This window comes from Bacteroidota bacterium (assembly GCA_030017895.1).
Taxonomy (GTDB): domain Bacteria; phylum Bacteroidota; class Ignavibacteria; order UBA10030; family BY39; genus JASEGV01.
Map to the genome: position 1 here is coordinate 1 of JASEGV010000043.1, position 20,160 is coordinate 20,160.

Consider the following 20,160-nt stretch of genomic DNA (forward strand, 5'->3'; position numbering starts at 1 on the left):
TGATTTTTCAAATGCAAATAAATATTTTCGTCAAAACTAATTTTTAGAGATGCCCTTTAATTAGATTAAAAGTTTTTTTTAATATAAATAAATTAATTCAAATTTCAAACTTAATATCTTTATAAGGAGCTTTTATGAAAAAGATTTACTTTTTATCCGCTTTGTGCGGATTGATTGCACTGTTTGGTATTAAGTTATCAGCGCAAGAGCCAAATACAACAATATTGAAAAGTATTATGCCAAGTTCGCATCCATTCATTTTCAATAAAGAAGCGATAGATGAAAATGGCAAGGAGAACAAACAAATCATATCTAAGCTAAGAAAATTAAATGCACATACCACAAGTACCGATACAAGCGGCTGCCCGACTGATTGGACACCTCCTATTCGATTATCAGTACATGACGGATTATTCCCAAGCATAGCCACGCAAGGCGATCAGTATGTGCATGTAACCTGGTCTATTACCGATTCACTCAGATTCAGATATGCGCGCTCGACAAACGGTGGTTTGACATTTGAAATTCGAGACTTAAACGATTGGACTATATTCCCTCAAGGAGTTTCGACTGTAAAAGTACTCGCAACGGAAAAATATGTCTATCTCTTTTTTATTTTCATAAGACATGGAAAAGCTTTATCACCTATAATGTTTATGAGGTCAACTGACAACGGAGAGACTTTCGAAGCAGCTCGTATGACTGTAAATAAACTAATTATGAGTGGGGGTTTCCGTGAGGCTGGTTTGGCTGCTCTCGGCGATACGATTGTGTTATCAATTGACTATTATCGATATTTTTATTACTCAACAAATTCGGGATTAACCTGGCGAAGCAGACAAAGTAGATTCGGCAAATTGTTGAGTCCACGCGTTGCTCTAAGCAATGGAACACTTCACCTTACTTATGTTAAATATGGAAGGAAATATCGTGGTGGAGAAATATTTTACACCCGTTCAACAAATTTGGGCAGGCAATGGAGCCGACCTGTTTTACTTACCACACCCGATGGATATTCATCGTTTGAACCATACGATATATCGGCGACAAAAAACGGCGAGCTGCATATTGCATGGAGAGACGGTAAATACGGGGGTTATTCAATGGGTGGGAGTTTGATTTACCGTAAATCCGAAGATAACGGCTTAACCTTCGGTCCTGAGGTGGTTCTAACACAAATACCCGAAGCCATGCCCGGACTTCCGCCAATAAATGTAGAACCCAATTTTGGGAATCCCGTTGCCGTTACATGGGATGTAGATACAATGGGATTTTTTTCACCGCCCCCCGCCACTATTCAAGTTAAGACACGCACATCGTTAGACGGTGGCTATTCATGGTGTCCGGAGGTTAACCTGACACCGGAATCTGAATTAGCCGCGGGTCCAGCAGTTCATGTTTCACCTTCGCGTGTGTTTGTAGCATGGAATGAGCATGTAGATAGGGATAGTCTATGGTTTAACGTTTTTATTCGTTCAGCGCCATTGAAGGTAAAGCCGATAGTACGAGAAAATAATCCAGTGCCTCCGCAGTTAACTCAGGAACCGTTAGAGTTTGGTTTGATGCAGAACTATCCGAATCCGTTTAATCCAGTAACCGTTATTCGTTACTCGTTAATAGTTAATAGTTGGGTAACGCTAAAAGTGTATGATGTTTTAGGCCGTGAGGTTGCCGAATTGGTGAACAATGAGTTGCTCGATGCCGGCGAGTACGAAGTTGAGTTCGACGCTTCATCCGCCTCTTCCGCCTTAGGCGGAGGATTACCGTCTGGGGTGTACTATTATCGGCTAACAGTCTATGACGCACAGACCAATCAATTACAATATACCGCGGCAAATAAATGCTTGCTTGTAAAATAAATAAAAAGTGCGGACGCATTCCAACTCTGCTTGCTATATACCTTTCGGAGTGCGTCTCGCACCTACTACTGTCGGGATCGCTAGTGCGGCGGAACGATCACGACGGTAAATCAATAATCCACCGCATAAAAAATATAAGGAGATTTACTATGTGTTACAAAATTGTTTCGCGCGTTATCATAACCGCTGTTTTAATAATGGCTATTGTTATGATTTCAAATTCGCAGAGTTACTTAGACGGACCGCCTGCGAATGTAACGGTTCGTGAGGTATCGGTAAGCGGCAGTACGATTTACGCCGCCGATGCATACCGAATAATGAAATCGACTAATTCCGGTATCGTCTGGAATCCATTGGGTATAGATGTGGAAGAACCGCTTGTTGTTACGTCTAATCCAACGGATGCAAACCATGTAGTTATAGGGAAGAAGGATACTGTTATATATTCAAGTGATGGAGGGAGCACATGGAGTGATCTTACTCCCGTCACCCACCCGCTTCGACTCAAACGCTCACCTGATCACATAACACATGTATATCTTGGGTCTAAATATTCGAGCGGAAAATCCTCATTGAGAACTTCACGTTACAACGGTGCATCTCTTTCTTCTTATAATTCTTCTGATAATTATTTTCGCGATGTAGCAGCCACAAACGTAACGGATATAGCGGTTCGGGCTGGCAGTGGCAGTCAGGAGATATGGGTAACGGGTACGTATGATGATATTAGTACTGCTAATATACCTCAACGGAAGAGAGGTGTCTGGGCATCGACTACTGGAGGCGATACCTGGGAGCATATTAAACAAGACATCGACGCTACAGCAATCGGTGTATATGGAACAAACCGATTGGTCGGAACAAAGTCTGGAAAATTGCTTATCAAGGAGGGAGATCTACCTGGATTTATTGAAGTCCCAGGATTTTCATCAGCAAAAGCAGGTCGGATAAATGTAATACAGAGAGTTGGACAGCGGTGGGTTGTCGGAGCAAAAAAGGGGCTCTTCCGAATGACAGATGTCGGCTGGCAGTCAGCTGCCAAACTCGAAGGCAGACAAGTGTTCTCTATTCAAGTAGTCAACAATACTATATATGCAGCGAGTGATAAAGGCATCTATAGCTCAACGGATGGCGGGGATAACTGGATTTTGATAACCCAAACGTCATTGCGTGGTGCAAAAGTAACGGGTGTAGCGGCGGCAAATAATATTGTGCTTGCTGTTCAGAAAGACGGAAAATACGATATATTAAGCAGGTTTAATGGAACTGGATGGAGTAAGATTATGGATCCATTTATTCAGGATGAATTTACTGCGCAAGGTGTAATTTTTCATCCTGTTAATAGTAACATTGCCTTTGCATTCGGTAAGGCAAAAATTAATGGTGCCCGAGCAGTAATTTACAAATCGACTGATGCAGGAGAAAACTGGACCCGAAAATTCTTATCAAGTCTAAAAGGCAGTATTGTAGAAGGGATTACCTACTCACAAACTCATCAGAAATTTTTTGCTTTTGGTAAGATTGATAAACTATGGAATCAAGTGTATGGCGTTTATATCAATTATAATGTTTTCTTTTCTTCTGATGGGGATAGCTGGGCGAAAACCGAAGGTGTTGTGGATGGTGGAAAGAACACGGTTACTTCGCTTGTTGCCCATCCAACCAACAATTTATTATTCGCAGCAATGCCATCGGGAAATTTAAAGGGTGCCTATCGTACGACAAACGGCGGGGATTTATGGATGCGAACAACACCGATTGGAAAATCTGTATTCACCCTTGCCATCGGATATAGCAATCCACAGAATTACTATGCCGGGTATGGAAATTTTATATTAAGAGTTGCTGTTGGCGGAAATGATTCTTGTCGAATAGGCAAATTTTCCGGTCTATCACAGCTTGCCTTACGTCCTCAGACGGATGATAATCTCTATGCTCTCGTTAAAATAGGTGGTCGCGATAGCATTGTTCGTCATACCGGAGGTACAATCCTTACAACGGGTTGGACGAGTGCTGGCAGCAGAATCCCCGCTAAAAATATTCATCACATATCCTTTTCCACAACTTCTCCTTATAATTTATACGTAGGTAGCGATTCTGGTGTACATTATATGTCAACATCAGTTCAGACAGTTGCTGCTGGATGTCCATCTGGATTTACAAAAACTTCTTCTATTGGTATTGGGGAAGTAATTAATGTCAACGGGACAATGAAAATCGACCCAGGGAAGACGTTGGTTGTTGACGAAGGAGCAGTGTTTTTATTTTCCCCTGGCAGCCGCCTTATTGTTGAGGGTCAGTTATACGTTCAGGGTACAGCCATTAATAAAGTTCAGTTTAAAGCCGAGACTCCTTCTCAGCGCTGGGGCGGAATTTATATAGACAAAGAAGCTAAAGCACATATCGAGCATGCCGAGATCAGCGGTGCTATGGTTGGCATTCTCGGTATTCGCTCTGATATCCAAATCGAAAATACAAAAATCACGGACTGCCTTGTTGGCACCGGCTTTTACGGAAGCGTTGATAATCCGCCTACAATGAACTCATCAACATTAAGCGGAAATGCCTGGGGAGTTGTAACGCTTAATAATTCCAGCCCGGTACTTACCAATAACGTTGTAAGCGGCGGTCAGAAAGGAATACTAATCGAGTCAAGCAATCCGTTATTGTCGGGCAATACGATAAGCGACAACACACAGGTTGGCGTTGTAATTTATGGAAGTGGTTATTGCCGCTTCAGCGATATAACAACGAGCCGCTCTGGGTCGAACAGAATAGAAGGAAATCAAATCACACAAGTTCTTGCAGTTAAAGGCACGGCATTCTTGGGATATCAAGAAGGGACGTTGGTGAATTCTTTTGGCGGCGGCAATATAATTCAAAGCGCCGATCCGGACGCTCCTTTAGGTGCAATTGTGGAATACTCGCAATTAGTCAACCTTAAAGTTCAGCCGACCCTTTCAAAATTAGCTGAGGATTTATTCTTAGTTGACGAGACTTCAAGAATCATCGAGGACCCCATCGATCCAGATCCAGAACCACAGAGATTATTGTTGTTAGCATACAACGATAGGCGAAATGGATTATTTCAGGATGCAATTGTTAAGTATAAATTAATCATAAGGGATTATCCGGCATTAAGTCAAGCAAATCAAGCCCTTAACGAGCTTAGAGAAACCTATCAAGAGTTGATACGTAGTGGCAGCACAACGGGAATCGATCAGCTTAAAGCATATCTTGAGTCTTTGTCAAGCCATTCGAATGCTGAAATTGTGCGAAGCGCGTCTCTCTATGCCGCTCGTGAGTATGCTTCATACTCTGATCCTTATACTGCGTTAGAAAAATATCAGCAGGCTCTCAATCAGCAGTTAGATTCTGACCTTAAAATCTCAGCGCTTCTTTCAAAGATGACGTTAGAAGGTTTTGAGTTGGATGCTGAAGGAGATGCTGAAGAAACATTCTTGAACATGAAACAGCAATTTCCGAACGATGAACGTACGCAGTTGGCTCAGCTGCAGCTTCAGATAATGCAATCTGACCAGCAAGAAATTTCTGGGTTTAATAAAAACGGGCAGTTCCGTGTTGAAATGAGAAAACTGCCAAAATCCAAGAAACAACTGGAGGGAATGCAATCAATCCCATCTGCATTTGGTTTGCAGCAAAACTATCCCAACCCATTTAATCCGAGTACGCTCATAAAATACCAGCTTCCAAAAGTTAGTAATGTCGAAATTACCATTTACAATATTTTTGGTCAGGAAGTTAATATGCTTGTCAATGGGATACAGGATGCGGGATATTATGAAGTAGTTTGGAATAGCGACAACAACACTGGCAATCAAGCGGCAAGCGGTGTTTATTTTTACAGAATTTCTGCTATAGATATTACCAATCCATCAAATAAATTTTTACAAGTCAGAAAGATGATGCTTATCAAATAGTGCCATTTGGCACTATTGTAAGTAAATAATCTTAACTTACAAATACAAATCCCGGCAAAGTGTTCTGACGGGATTATATAGACTGGATTTGTATTCACAATTACTATAATTAGCCTCATTCCTGTAAAACCGGGTGTGGGGCTTCGTTTTTACAATCAACGATTAAAATGTGTCTTACCGCTTAGTTAGTTTTTTACATCCGATTTTATTATTTTCAATTGGTAAAAGTTAAAAATAAAAGATGACGCAGCGGGATAATATTATAGAAACATTGATCGGTGTCTGTCACCGGCTTTACGGGAAAGGCTTTGTCTCGGCAACCGATGGCAATGTGAGCGTTCGGCTTAAAACAGGAACATTCCTGACCACACGAACCGGTGTGAACAAGGGAATGGTTACCGACGAAGATATAATCGAAGTTAATATGCACGGCGAGGTGGTTTCGGGTAACTACGCCCCCTCAACCGAGTTAGCAATGCATCTCTATATTTATTTACAGCGCCCCGATGTAAATGCAGTTGTTCATGCACATCCGCCGTATGCAACAGGGTTTGCTACAGCCCGCCAACCATTAACCGGATGCGTGTTTCCGGAAGTCATTGTAGGTTTGGGAGCAATCCCGCTTGCCGAATACGCAACGCCCTCAACTCTCGAAGTAGTTAAAGCCATTGAGCCGTTCGTTAAACACACCGACGCGATAATGCTTTCTAATCACGGCGTTGTAACTTACGGCAACGATTTATACGATGCGTATTACAAAATGGAAAAAGTTGAACACGCAGCTCATATTACTTTTATTGCCCGGATGTTAGGGGGAGAAAATCTTTTATCGCAGCAAGATGTAGAAAAATTAAAATCTATTAGCAAAGATTTTTCAGACAGGCTTGCGTGCGAAACTTCCGACACATGCAGACAAAGTAATACACCGAAACAAACCGAAAATTCAGAAGACGATTTGAAAACTTATATTAAAAAGCATTATCTATGAAACGTAAACTTAAAATAGGTGTTCTGTTTGGTGGAAGGTCAGCCGAGCACGAAGTGTCGTTAGTATCTGCAACGTCAGTAATCAATGCACTCGACAAGAAGAAGTATGATGTTGTTCCGATAGGAATTACATTAAATGGCAGATGGATAAGTTCGCCCGATGCACTTGAAGTTTTGAAATCAAGAAAAAAAATAAACCAACAACCACAAAAAATTCTACTGCCCGACCCAAACTTACAAGGTATAGTAGAAATTTTTTCAAAAATAAATTCTAAAGAAAAAATTGATGTAATATTTCCGGTTCTTCACGGGACATTCGGAGAGGATGGAACGGTGCAGGGGTTACTTGAACTTGCTAACATTCCGTATGTTGGGGCTGGTGTGCTTGCCTCATCGGTTGCAATGGATAAAATTGTTGCACGCCGGCTTTACAAGGCAGCAGGTATTCCCGTTACACCCGACGTCTGGTTTCTTCGGAAAGAATTCCAGGTAAATAAAAAGTTTTATTTATCTCAAGTAGCGAATGAACTTGGTTTCCCCTGTTTTGTTAAACCGGCGAATATGGGCTCAAGTGTTGGAATTACAAAAGCACACAACCGGCGTGAGCTTGAAGGTGCAATCGAGCTTGCTGCGTATTATGACAGGAAAATTTTAGTCGAGAAATCAGTTCAGAATGCTCGCGAAATCGAGGTTAGCTTGTTGGGCAACGACAATCCGATTGTATCGGTGCCGGGCGAGATTATTCCATCAAACGAATTTTACGACTATGATGCAAAATATGTGGATGGCAAGTCCACCTCGGAAATACCAGTAAACATTCCTAAACGCGTTTCAGATAAAATTAAAGAGTATGCTTTGCGGGGTTACAAGGCAATAGATTGTTCGGGTATGGCGCGTGCCGACTTTTTAGTAGAAAGAAATTCTAACAAAATCTATTTAAGCGAACTCAACACAATTCCCGGATTTACATCAATCAGTATGTATCCGAAACTTTGGGAAGCATCGGGAATTCCATATCCAAAACTGTTAGATATGTTAATTAAGGTAGCGATTGAAAAATTTGAAGAGAAGTCGAAGTTAAAGACCGCTTATAGACCGAAGAAAGATTGGTATAAAAATTAATTGCTATTTGGTCAACCACTTGCATTCGTGTACATTCGTGCGATTTGTGGCTTATTTTTTTTCGCCACGAATTACACTAATTTTCACTAATAAGTGTTCCTCTTCAACAACCTCAATCCGTTTAATATTACTAACAATGCCGCTCCATCATCTGCTAAAATTGCAAGCCACAAGGTTGCTATACCCGATGCACCTAAAATCAAAAATATCCCTTTCGTTACTAATGCAATTGTAATGTTCTGTTTAATAATTCGAAGCGTTTTTCTGGATAAGTTTATAGTTTCAGAAACTTTCGAGAGATTATCGGACATCAGGACGATGTTCGAGGTTTCGATTGCCGCATCAGTGCCGGCTGTTCCCATAGCAATACCAATTGACGCTGATGCCAGCGCAGGCGCATCGTTCACCCCGTCGCCTACCATTCCAACATTTCCATAAATATTTTTTAATTCATTAATTGCTTCGACTTTATTTTCGGGGAGTAAATGGGCACGCACATCATCAATGCCAAGTTCGCCGGCAATCGAGCGGGCTGTTACTTCGTTGTCGCCCGTAAGCATTATCACCTTTTTGATGCCGACTTTGTGAAGAAGCGATATCGCCTGTTTACTCTCTTCTCGCGCTGTATCTACAACAGATATCACTCCGACAGGAATATTTTCTTCAATTATGACTACAACAGTTTTTCCCTCGTTCTCTAATTTATGAAGTATATTTTCCACTTGATTGTTGCACGCTTGCAGTTCTTCACAAAAATGATGATTGCCGAGTATGTAGGTTTTTCCATTAACAACTGCTTTAATACCTTTGCCCGGGAACGATTCAAAATCGTGAACGACAATATCTTGAAATGATATATCTTCTTCGATTGCTTTCAGTTCAACTGCCGCCGCTAACGGATGTTCCGATTTTGCTTCAATTGCTGCAGCGATCCTTAAAAGTTCAGTATTAGAAACTGAATTCAAAGGAACCACATCAACAACTTTTGGCTTACCTTCCGTTAGTGTGCCAGTTTTGTCGATGGCAAGTGCTGATATTTTACCGATTTCTTCCAAATATCTACCGCCTTTTATAAGAACTCCGTTGCGGGCAGCGCTTGTTATTCCACTTACAATAGTTACCGGTGTTGAGATTACAAGAGCACAGGGACAAGCGATAACGAGCATTACTAGCGAGCGGTAAAACCATTCGATGAAAGGTTGAGAAAAAAAGAGAGGCGGAATGGCTGCAATCAAAATTGCTAAAACAACTACCGATGGAGTGTAATAGCGCGAAAACTTTTCGATAAATGTTTGACTCTGAGATTTCTCCGATTGTGCTTCTTCAACAAGATGGATGATGTGAGCTAATTTAGTATCGCGATAACTATGTGTAACTTTAAACTCAATAATTCCTTTCCCGTTGATTGTGCCTGCATATACAGCATCACTTTCGCTTTTAAAAACCGGCAGCGATTCGCCGGTAATAAGCGATTCATTTACAGATGTTTTTCCGTGAGTAATAATTCCATCGAGCGAAACTCTTTCGCCGGGGCGAACAATAATTATTTCTCCGATTTTAACATCCTCGATTTTTTTTGATATCTCACTGTTGCCGTTTTTAACAGAGGCAGTTTGAGGCGCAAGTTCCATCAACGATCGGATTGCATTACGAGTTCTTTCGATGCTGTACGATTCAAGTAGTAAAGCCAACGAGAACATAAATATGACTGCCGCTGCTTCGGCAAATTCACCTATTATCACCGCACCGATTGTTGCAATCGACATTAGGAAATTCATATCTAATGCAAGATTGAGGACAGCTTTGTAACCTTTTATAGCAATCTGCCATCCTCCGCTACAAATAGCTGCAACGAAAATTGCTATTGTTACCGATTGAGTAATTCCGAAAAAATTTAAGGCGATACCCAAAAAAGTTAGGAAACCGGAGGTTGTAGTAAAAATCAGATTAGAATGTTTTTCCCAAAAATTTTTTGGTTTTACAGATGCTTCAAACCTTTGAGCTTTAAAACCGGCTGAGCCGAGCACGTTTATAATTTTATCTTCCGGACAAGTGTGCGTTACACTAAGTCGTTGTGTGATGAGGTTGAATTGGAATTGCTCAATCCCCTCGATAGAAGAGAGTTTTTTTCGCACAATAACTTCTTCTTCGCTGCAGCAAACTCCTTTTACATAAAGAAGTGTGTTTTTACTTTTTTTACTCATAACGATTACTCTGTTGTATGTTGTAAAGCCGTTTTTATTAAATCTTCAATATGCTTATCGTCTATTGAATAATAAGCCATCTTGCCTTCGCGGCGATGTTTTACGATTCGTGAATTTTTAAGCAGACGAAGCTGGTGTGAAATTGCTGACTCAGTTAAGTTGAGGAGAGCTGCGATGTCGCAAACACAGAGTTCTTCTTTTGCTAATGCCATTACAATTTTTAAGCGGGTAGGGTCGCTGAGTATTTTAAAGATTTCGGAAGCTTTAAATATACTTTCTTCGTTTTTGATTGCACTCTGGGCTGATTTAACCCTGTCTTTGTGCACGATTCCAATTTTGCAAACGGGGATTGGTTTAGCCATATTTATTCTTTCATATTAACGATTGAGCAATTATTCAATCGTATTATAGTTTAATTTATTTTAAAAAGCAAGAAGAGTAAATAGAATGGATTGGTATTTAATTGTTAGCGGATAGTGGAGCGAAAGGGTGAGGTTCAGAGAAGGTGCATCGGTGTTATAGAAAAGCCGGCTCCAAAAACAGAAGTTGTGCTTGTTTGTTTAAAGAAACCGGCTATTCAATCTTGCGATCGTGTTATGTTAAAAGTTATTGTTTGGCGCTTTCCCATAGTGCTAAGTGGCAGCCGTCGGGAGTTTCAAACTTTGCCCACCAGCCCATTTTGCCGATAGAAGTTTTCGGTATCAAAACTTTTCCTTTTAGTTTTTTAATTTCTTTTAATTTTATATCTATAGAAGTTACTTCGATGTAGATTAATACTGTATGTTTCTTTGCCATTTTCTTCACTTTATAAAATCCACCGTGTGGCTTTTGTGGGGCATAAAAAAGCATGTAATCCCAATCGGGCACTTCCTCAAATTTCCAATCGAATAATTTTCCGAAAAATTTTTGTGTTACTTTAAAATCAGTTGTCGGTATTTCGATATGTCCGGCACTATGCATGTATTCTCCTTTTGTAAATATATAATTGTTAATTAATTTCTTTTCTCCATTTGATATATCACCGAATCCATTCCATCGATTACCAATGTATCTAATAAACTGTCGGGTGATTTTTCAGAGGGCTGATCGAGGTTGCCGATATTATCGATCGCTTTTTGTGTGTTTGGCATTATCGAATCGGTAAGATTCTTGAAGTTGTCATTCGACACAATCTTCCGCAGCATGTTTTTATTGGCAGTGCTTTTGGCTAACTTTGTGCCGAGGTCGTTTATCGACTTCGAAGTTTCTGGAGTTAATGACTGGGAGCTTGCATTAATCATTCTTCCTATATCTATCACGCTATCTCTTAAAATTTTGTTTGGTTTACCCATTGCAGAAGTAATTGCATAAGCGGTATGGCTCAAACTTGCACTGAGGAGTCCCACCGTACTTTGAAGTGCCCGATTCAAGCTTCCGCCGGCTTGCTCGATGTTTTCTCCGAACACCTCCAAGCCATAATTCAGTGAGCTACCCAAAGATTCGAGACCTTTTCGGATTTCAGCTCCCTGATTTTCGTTTCCGTAAGCGGAAATTTTAGCAGCTTCAATTTCCGATAAACCACGTGTATATGACGAAAGAAGTTTGGTTGTCTGATCGATATCGAATTGTATTCGTTCAACAAGTTGCGTGGCTTTTTTATCAAAGTAAAAATTTCGTGCACGATAAAAATGCCACAACGCAATTTGCATCATTGTTTGCAGTAGCGCCGGGTCGGTGCTTATCGTTGCCATAGCTTTTTCACCAACATGCAGATTGATAGCGGCTTCCCATTCTTTAGCGTCAAGACGTAAAAACCATTGCCGCGCCGCAATCAGGTCGCCTAAATCTTCAATTCTCTGAATTTCCTTTTCGATGCCCCGCTGCAAATATGCTGTGGCTATCATATAAGCACAGCTTGCAGCCGATTTTTGCAAACCGGTTTCAGAAAACAAGCGGAAACAAAATATCAATTGTTCAACCACTTTCTCTGAAACAGCGCCCTGATAATAGTATGGTTGTATTTTAGCAAAGATGTCTTTAGCTCGAACTAAATATAAATCAGTAGTTTCGCGGTATCGCTGTTTCAAAACAGCAGCTCGTTTGGTGTGCTTGTCTAAATATTGTTTATCTTCGTTGCGGAGTGAAGAGATTGCATTTTTTATGTCGGATAGTGAGAGAGTTTCCGAAATGTTCTTCCTGCCACACATATAGCAGAACTCGCGCGATTGCGAATAGTCGATCCACTTGTGTCCGCAGTGGATACATCTCTCGACTCCAATTTTTATAGATATTGTTTGTGCCATAATTTAACCCTGAAATTAATTAATGACGTCTATCGCGAAGTTGTGTAATCAAGCGTACATATTCTTCTTCTGTTAATTCGCCGAAAGCATATTTGTTCTCGACTGTCTCTCTATCGAAACGAGCAGCCGGAACCGAAGCAACTTTTTGATATGCTTCGTTCGAGCGAATCCTGTTGAAGCCGCGTAATGTTTCAAGCTCTTGCTCGAACATGTTTTTAACAGCGGCATCGGTTAATTCACTGTTCAATGAGTTAGATAATTGCCGCATCGACGTTAAAGAGGCAAATTCTTTTATTCCTATGTTTTGTAATATATCGTGGGCAATTTCGAACTCTTTGCCTTTATAATAAAAATGGTATGCTAGTTTATATTCGTTCTCGGCTAAATACCATTCTGCAATTTCTTTATACTCTACTGGTGTCAGATTCGCAGAATCGTAAAAATAAAAAGCCGATTTAAAATCGTTTTCAGACCGTTTGATTTCAGCCATGCTTCTCTTGTCGTCTTCTGCCCAGTAAATCCACTCCACATATTCGTTACGGTTTAAGTCGCGGGCAAAATCTATTAATTCAGCTATGTTATCAAACCCTTTGTAAAAAAGGTACATCAATTGCTCGATATCGCGGTTGTGAGGATTTTGGATAATTGTCTGTTTTAGAATCTCGAAAAGTTCAAGTAAGTAATTTTGTGAGATTGCAAAAAAAAACTTGATCGGAATTTTAGGTAACCTACGGAGGAAACGCATCTCGTCTAAAAAAAGAAAACTGCGTTGATTATTGGAGAGGGGGACATCGATTTCTAATTGTTCGACTGCTTTATCAAATTTTTCTTTCAGGAATATTTTTCTGTTACCAGAATACCAGGCGGCTTCGGTTGTTTTATAAGTTGCTTCAAGAAAGATTCGCCAGCAACCCAATGAAGATTCGGAATAAGAATTTTCGGCTAAAGGCAGTGTAGTTTTTAATAAGTCTATCAGATTTTTATCACGCGCCTCTATCGATTCGGTCGTACCTGTATCGCGTAAAATTTGTGTTAGAAAATGATGTTTAATCCACGGACGGCTAAACTTTTCATTGATGTCGTGTTTCTTCTGATTTCCTTCTTTATCGACTTCAATAACCGAGTTAGGATAACCGCCGTTGCCGCCTAATATTAAACGATCTTTATGAGTTAAAAAAATTTGCATCAATTATCTATAGTGTTTTATGTGTTCTGTCGCATTTAGGTTTGGTTTTAGTCTGTTTACAACCGCAAAGCGCTATCTTAGTTTTTTCTTTTATCTCAAAAATTTCCGGTTTGAGATCAGTATTTTTGTGCGAACTATTGCAGAATGGCTGGTTAGTGGATAAACCGCAAGCGCACCAATAATATTTTCCTGGCTCAAGCTCTAAAACAAATGGAGCTTTCTGAGCTATTTTAGGTTCTGTTATAAAAACCTCCGTTAATTTGCCTAAAGTATAATGCTTATTTTTGAAATAATCAAGTTTTTTATTGAAAATATATAAGTTACCCTTTTCTACTTCATTTTTAGTATCAAATTCAACCGTTATAATCAATAAAATCAACAGTCCTGTTTACAACTACAACTAATAAACATCTTCGTGAACCCCAAGTGTAATGAATATGACTGTTTTTCCACCCAACTTTTTACAAATATTGACGATTTTTGGATGAACAAATGTTTTGGCTTCTTCACATATAGCGAAAATTAATCTGATGTTTTTTGTTACACGAGCGCTTCTCAATCCTTTTAGCTGGTGGTGCAATGGTTCGCTGTTACAATTGTAATATGGATCTGCAAGCAGTAATTCTGTTTTTCTTTTTATAACTAGAATATTTACCGAGCTGCTTTTTAAACTCAGCGGTATAGTATGGTTTATTTTCACTAATATCTTTTAATCCTCGTTGTATCGAACGCATAAGGTTTTTATCTTCGATAACGTTTAATGTTTCGATAAGATTAAAAAAGTCCTCAATATTTAGCTGAACGGCAGTCGTTTTTTTTTCTTCTGAGTAAACATATTTTAGAGTTTTGAAAGAAAATAATTTTTTCGCTTTCTTAAGAGTTGTTACCATAAAATCGTATCCTTATATATTCGCATTAAATATAGAAAATTTTGAATTCTATTTCACCATCGGAACTTTTACACTAAACTTTTTAGCATTCACAATAGCGCGTTCGTAACCGGCATCAGCATGACGGATAATTCCCATTCCGGGATCGTATGTTAGAACGCGTTCAAGCCGGCGTTCGGCTTCTTTTGTTCCGTCGGCAACCACAACCATTCCCGCGTGAATCGACATTCCAATACCAACGCCGCCGCCGTGATGTACACTTACCCAGCTTGCACCTCCGACCGCATTAAGCAGGGCGTTAAGAATGGGCCAATCAGCAATTGCATCGCTGCCGTCTTTCATTTTTTCCGTTTCGCGATTCGGGGATGCAACTGAGCCACAGTCGAGATGATCGCGACCAATTACAATCGGGGCTTTGACTTCTCCTCTTGCAACAAGATCATTAAAAATTTTCCCCATCTTTGCTCGCTCACCATAACCAAGCCAACAAATTCGCGCAGGCAATCCTTGAAAATGGATTCGCTTCTGTGCAGTTTCAATCCAACGAATGAGAGGTTTATTTTCCGGAAATGTTTCTATAATCGCTCTATCGGTTCTGTAAATATCTTCAGGGTCGCCTGAAAGCACAGCCCAGCGGAAAGGACCTTTTCCGTCGCAGAAAAGCGGACGGATATATTCAGGCACAAAGCCGGGAATATCGAAAGCATTCATCACGCCGTTTGCAAAAGCTTCGCCGCGTATGTTGTTGCCATAATCGAAAGTTACAGCTCCTCGCTTTTGAAGTTCGATCATTGCCAGTACGTGTTCGGCGATTGAAATGCGTGTCATTGCAATATATTTTTGTGGATCGTTTTGTCGAAGTGCAAGAGCTTGCTGATACGAGATTCCTGCGGGCACGTAACCATTTAGAGTGTCGTGTGCGGATGTTTGGTCGGTGAGAATATCGGGAACAATTCCGCGTTTGACAATCTCCGGTAAAATTTCGGCAGCATTGCCTAGCAATCCGACACTGAGCGCTTCCTTTTTCGCTTTCGCATCAAGAATAAGTTTGAGTGCCTCATCAAGATTGTCTGTAGTTTTATCGAGGTATCCGGTTTTTAAACGTTTCTCGATTCTTATTCGATCAACTTCGATTACAAGGATAGCAGCACCGGTCATTGTTGCGGCGAGCGGTTGAGCGCCGCCCATTCCGCCAAGTCCGGCAGTGAGTATGAATTTTCCTGAAAGATTTCCGCCAAAGTATTTGTTACCGCATTCTACAAATGTTTCATAAGTACCTTGCAGAATTCCTTGCGAGCCAATATAAATCCAGCTTCCGGCTGTCATTTGTCCGTACATTGTTAAACCAAGTCCTTCCAACCGCCGGAACTCATCCCACGTAGCCCAATGCGGAACGAGCATAGAATTAGAAATCAGGACTCGCGGTGCATCGGTGTGGGTTTTAAAAATTCCAACAGGTTTTCCGGATTGAACGAGAAGCGTTTCATCATTTTCAAGTTCTTTCAAACTGCGAATAATTGCATCGTAGCAATCCCAGTTTCGCGCAGCTTTTCCTGTTCCGCCGTAAACGATAAGTTCTTCCGGTTTTTCTGCAACTTCCGCATCTAAATTATTCATCAACATTCTAAGTGCGGCTTCTTGTATCCAACCTTTGCAGGAAATTTGAGTTCCTTTTGGTGCTTTAATATTTGTATGACTAACCATATAACATCCTTTATAATTTGTAACCAATTTTTCTTAAAAACTCTTTTCTATTTTTAATATCGTCATCCGTTTCAACGCCCTTAGTCTTTACTCCATCAATCACGCCGAGGATTCCGCGACCTTGTTCGGTTTCTGCAATTATTACTTCAACCGGATTAGCGGTCGCACAATAAATATAGCAAACCTCCGGCACCATTTTAATCGCATTGAGTATGTTGATCGGAAAACCATTTTCCATAAACAAAACAAAGGAATGACCGGCGGATAAAACCATAGCATTCTTTTTTGCAATTTCGATTAAGTTTTGGTCGTTACCGATGTACCGAGCGAGAGCCGGACCTGACGCTTCGCAAAAAGCAAGTCCAAATTTGATATTCGGGTTTGTTGATACCACAGCTTCGTAAATATCTTCAACAGTTTTTATGAAGTGCGACTGACCGAGTATGAAATTCATATCGGCGGGCTTTTCAATTTTTACAATTTTCAGTTCCATATTTTTCTCCTGTAATAAAAGACATTAAATTTTTTTATCCAAAATTCTATTTAATTTATTCATGGTATTAGTTAGATGCGCCCCTTTCCAAAATACTTTTTTACACTTCGGGCATTCGTAAAACTCAGCAAACCCTTCCCACGAACGATGTGGGACTCTGGTTTTGACAGTTTCCTTATCGATGACTTTTTCGACTTCTACGTTACATTCAACACATCGTGTAAAAAGTTTTGCGTTAAGGTCTAAACCAAACTGCACGATAACACGTTTCATCTGAACATCAAAGTCTTCGCTGCATAGGTCGTAAAGAGTAACCGGTGCAATGTTCTCGGGAAAAGATTTCCGACGAGTTAGAAACACCCGCTCCTCGCTGTTGCTTAAATCTACAAGTTCTTTCAGCGATTTATAGGAATCGTAAACAACATCGTTTCCTATAAGTCGAAGCCAGCGGGCTAATTTCTCGAGCATCGTATCAGCCACAAATTTCATGTTAACTATCTAAAGACTTTAACTAAATTTACGAATTTATTAATTCAAAATGAATATTATCCGTTTGGATTCTATTATTTACAAAAATTTAATTATCAGCATCTTACAAAGTGAATTCTAAATAAGACCTTTGAACTTAGTACAAGAAATTCTCAGAGAACATTCTAAACGATACAATAAAACGTAATGTTCTCAGGATTATTCAAGACATCGAGATCCCGAAGTCGTTACTTGGTACAGTTGTGTTACTCTACTCTGATTATCTTAACTCCCTCGAAGTTCCAATTGGCGTTAAGGTTTATTCAATGAGAATATTGATGAATGCTGTCAAACGAGAAATGGGACTTAGAAATGAACATAATTTGATAATCGGAAATATGCAGCTATACGTTGGTCCGGAACTTCAAGACAGAAGCAAAGCAATATTACGAGAACTTAGCCGTTGAAAAATCTCAAATCCCCAAAAGTGAAGTGAGCTTGACCGAAGGATTTCGGGGCGAGTTGAACCATCTTAATATGTTGTCCTCTGCTTTGTAATTTTCACATCTTGCAGTTGTGAGGCTTTCACTCGTATCTCAAGTTTGTAATGTTTGTAGTTACCCATAGGGATCCATTCGAAATTCATAACCCAGCAATGCAGGTCGCGGTCGATATTTATACTTGGGGCAGAAATTTCTTTACGTATCAAATCATAATTGCCGTTCATTCTGAATTTCCAATTTTCTGTAAGATTAAATTCGAGAGATGTTGATATATTTGCTGACCGGTGTTTTGCTCTTGGTATATAACTTTCAGAAAAATTCCAGCTAAAAGATAGTCGCCAGGGGATTGAGAAATCTGGTTCGTCCCGCTGGTATAAGCCCTGATATCCGCTTTTGCGTTGTTGAACAGTATCGGTTTCTGTTAATTCATCCGCTTTTTGCTTCCGATCTCCCGAAAGTGAAGTTGACAAGCTGATGGAGAAATTTTCTAACCGTGCTAACTTACCTTCGCTTATCATGAATTTATTAACTAACCGGTTTGATGCATCATCAATTTTATACAAGTTAAAACTGCTTGAGCCGCTGAAGTTCAATAACTCACCGATAATTGTTCGGTAGCCAACTCCAACGTTCGAAAAATTTAAACTATCGGCTGAAAAATTGTAAGATACATTTGCACCGACATTCAGCAATTGAATTTTTTGTTCTTCTTGCGCTTCGGCTTTCGGTTTCAATTTCATTTCGAACTGATTGCCAACATCGAAACTTGCAAGCATCTGTCCTTTAGTAATGTTTTTGCCATAAATCTGTTTTGAATAATTGAATGCAAGATTTGGCGTAACCGTATGGCGGAATGCTGTAACGCCCAAAACATTTGGTTGAACAATTCCATACAAACGTGTATTTGCCGAAACACCCGACGAAACAAATCCGGCAAAATAATAATCCTTGTCGTTTATTTCCTGAAGAGTGCTATCGGTTGTGTTGAGTGTCGGAACAAAATTATTGTTCTGCCTTCGTTCATCACGGAACGACAAGCTTGGTGTAACAGAGATATATCCAAATTTTGGCGATATGCTGATACCGGAACTTTGATTTAAAGCTTGTCGATTATCGCGTCTGAAAGTTTCAATATTTACAACCGGAACTGTTACAGGAATTTTTGCCCGACTGTTCGAAGCGTTTGCCCGATAATCATATCCGATCTGTTCATACCAAAGAAGGTCTCCGATTACTTTTTTTCGTCGAAACGGAAAACTTTGACTTCTGTTAAAATTGATTGAAGGCAATGTTTCATCAATTCTTCCGTTTGTTAAATTTTGTGTTCGCGAAATATTCATGGAACCGCTATTTTTCGTCCCTTCCCATGATTTTGAGATAGTAGCATTTGAAAATATCGTTTGCTGTAACGCTTCCGATAAAGAGTTAGTTAATCTAAAATTATTATTACTCATAAATGAAAAATTTACATCAGCGCGCATAGTCGGATCAATTTCTTGATTGTGCCGCAGGTTTAAGTTGTAGCCCTCATCTATTGAATAATTTGGATCGTTTTTTTCAGATGTAATAAATCGCTTATACGTTCCAGAAATTCCACCACTAAACTTATAACGCAGTATGTAGTTGAATTCAGAATTTGCAATGTAGCTTCCGTTTGTGTACCAATCGCCGTGCAAAGCCAAATCGGTGTAGTCGCTCATCGCCCAGTAGTAACCAATTTTTCTTAAAAATCGTCCATAGGTTGCGTTATCGCCATAAGCAGGAGCAAAGAAGCCGGAACGCCTGCCGCTTTTACTCGGAAAAACACCGAAGGGAAGAGCAAACACAGGGACATCGGCAATGTGAAAGTAAATCGGTTCCGCAATTACTTTGTCGCGCACAATCATTTTCATTTTCGGAGATAGAAAATAAAAGTGGGGTTGGTCCTTATCGCAAGTGGTGTATTTACCATCGGCGATGAATAACACATCTTTGCTCATCTTTTTAACCCGGCTGCCGTAGTAGATACCTTCGTCCGATTTAGTATCGGCGAGTTTAATGTTGCCTTTCTGAGTTTTGAAGTTGTATAAAAGTTCTTGTCCTCTAAATTCTTCGCCGCCGTCAATCATTATCGGTGTGCCCGTATATTTTTTACCTGTCGTGTCTGCGGTGTCGATAATGCCATACGCATTCATCACCGCTGTGTGCCAGTTGATATTGATGCGTTCCGATTTCAACTCCATCAATTTATATTTGATGTTCGATTTACCGTATAGCATCATCTTGCGATTGGAGATTGAATAGACGATAGAATCTGTAGATGAATATGTGATGATCGTATCGATGCTGGATTGGCGAGGAGCTATTTCGGTTTTTAGTGTGTCTTGAACTAATGTTGTGTCTGCAATCAAACTTGACTGTGGGGTAAATATAGAATCAACAGATCTATTTTCTTTCCCCAAAGTGTAAGCCGTATTGAGATGGACTATAGACAGAAGTAAAATTAAGAGTAAAATATTTAAAAAGTTTTGAAACATTAATG

Annotated in this window: 16 protein-coding genes; 5 read left to right on the plus strand and 11 right to left on the minus strand. The window is 40.0% G+C overall.

Annotated elements, in window-relative coordinates; translation table 11 throughout:
- Positions 1-134: 134 nt before the first annotated feature.
- The 4 genes from QME58_09295 to QME58_09310 all read left to right on the plus strand — a co-directional run bounded on the left by QME58_09295 (position 135) and on the right by QME58_09310 (position 7,909).
- Positions 135-1,859 carry a T9SS type A sorting domain-containing protein gene (locus tag QME58_09295; GenBank protein MDI6804025.1) on the plus strand — a complete coding sequence of 575 codons (1,725 nt, stop codon included), beginning with the start codon at positions 135-137 and terminating at the stop codon, positions 1,857-1,859.
- Between the two features lie 149 nt (positions 1,860-2,008).
- The gene (locus tag QME58_09300) at positions 2,009-5,800 is read left to right on the plus strand and encodes a NosD domain-containing protein (protein MDI6804026.1); all 3,792 of its coding nucleotides are present in this window, start codon (positions 2,009-2,011) and stop codon (positions 5,798-5,800) included.
- Positions 5,801-6,041: 241 nt separating this feature from the next.
- Positions 6,042-6,788, plus strand: a complete 747-nt coding sequence (locus QME58_09305; protein ID MDI6804027.1) for a class II aldolase/adducin family protein — start codon at positions 6,042-6,044, stop codon at positions 6,786-6,788.
- Entirely contained in the window at positions 6,785-7,909 is a 1,125-nt protein-coding gene (locus QME58_09310; protein MDI6804028.1) for a D-alanine--D-alanine ligase family protein, read from the plus strand. Before QME58_09305 ends, QME58_09310 begins: the two co-directional genes overlap by 4 nt.
- 86 nt (positions 7,910-7,995) lie before the next feature.
- On the opposite strand, the gene QME58_09315 is transcribed toward QME58_09310, so the two are convergent.
- The 10 genes from QME58_09315 to QME58_09360 all read right to left on the minus strand — a co-directional run bounded on the left by QME58_09315 (position 7,996) and on the right by QME58_09360 (position 17,157).
- Positions 7,996-10,113, minus strand: a complete 2,118-nt coding sequence (locus QME58_09315) for a heavy metal translocating P-type ATPase (protein MDI6804029.1) — start codon at positions 10,111-10,113, stop codon at positions 7,996-7,998.
- Between the two features lie 5 nt (positions 10,114-10,118).
- Positions 10,119-10,475, minus strand: coding sequence for a metalloregulator ArsR/SmtB family transcription factor (locus tag QME58_09320; protein MDI6804030.1), 357 nt, complete (start codon positions 10,473-10,475; stop codon positions 10,119-10,121).
- 244 nt (positions 10,476-10,719) lie between these two features.
- Positions 10,720-11,073, minus strand: coding sequence for a hypothetical protein (locus tag QME58_09325; GenBank protein ID MDI6804031.1), 354 nt, complete (start codon positions 11,071-11,073; stop codon positions 10,720-10,722).
- A gap of 32 nt (positions 11,074-11,105) precedes the next feature.
- On the minus strand, positions 11,106-12,395 hold the full coding sequence (locus QME58_09330; protein ID MDI6804032.1) for a hypothetical protein: 1,290 nt from the start codon (positions 12,393-12,395) through the stop codon (positions 11,106-11,108).
- 19 nt (positions 12,396-12,414) lie between these two features.
- Positions 12,415-13,581 (minus strand): hypothetical protein, encoded by a 1,167-nt coding sequence (locus QME58_09335; GenBank protein ID MDI6804033.1) that lies wholly within the window; start codon positions 13,579-13,581, stop codon positions 12,415-12,417.
- A gap of 7 nt (positions 13,582-13,588) precedes the next feature.
- Entirely contained in the window at positions 13,589-13,825 is a 237-nt protein-coding gene (locus tag QME58_09340; protein ID MDI6804034.1) for a CDGSH iron-sulfur domain-containing protein, read from the minus strand.
- A 346-nt stretch (positions 13,826-14,171) separates the two neighbouring features.
- Positions 14,172-14,471 carry a hypothetical protein gene (locus QME58_09345; GenBank protein ID MDI6804035.1) on the minus strand — a complete coding sequence of 100 codons (300 nt, stop codon included), beginning with the start codon at positions 14,469-14,471 and terminating at the stop codon, positions 14,172-14,174.
- A 48-nt stretch (positions 14,472-14,519) separates the two neighbouring features.
- Positions 14,520-16,175: a urocanate hydratase gene (gene hutU / locus QME58_09350; protein ID MDI6804036.1), complete on the minus strand. Its 1,656-nt coding sequence runs from the start codon at positions 16,173-16,175 to the stop codon at positions 14,520-14,522.
- A 10-nt stretch (positions 16,176-16,185) separates the two neighbouring features.
- Positions 16,186-16,668: an adenosine-specific kinase gene (locus QME58_09355; protein ID MDI6804037.1), complete on the minus strand. Its 483-nt coding sequence runs from the start codon at positions 16,666-16,668 to the stop codon at positions 16,186-16,188.
- 24 nt (positions 16,669-16,692) lie between these two features.
- Positions 16,693-17,157, minus strand: coding sequence for a Mut7-C RNAse domain-containing protein (locus tag QME58_09360; protein ID MDI6804038.1), 465 nt, complete (start codon positions 17,155-17,157; stop codon positions 16,693-16,695).
- A gap of 305 nt (positions 17,158-17,462) precedes the next feature.
- On the opposite strand from QME58_09360, the gene QME58_09365 reads away from it, so the two are divergent.
- Positions 17,463-17,603, plus strand: coding sequence for a hypothetical protein (locus tag QME58_09365; protein ID MDI6804039.1), 141 nt, complete (start codon positions 17,463-17,465; stop codon positions 17,601-17,603).
- A gap of 65 nt (positions 17,604-17,668) precedes the next feature.
- Here QME58_09365 and QME58_09370 read toward each other — a convergent pair whose 3' ends face one another.
- Entirely contained in the window at positions 17,669-20,155 is a 2,487-nt protein-coding gene (locus QME58_09370) for a putative LPS assembly protein LptD (protein ID MDI6804040.1), read from the minus strand.
- Between the last annotated feature and the right edge of the window lie 5 nt (positions 20,156-20,160).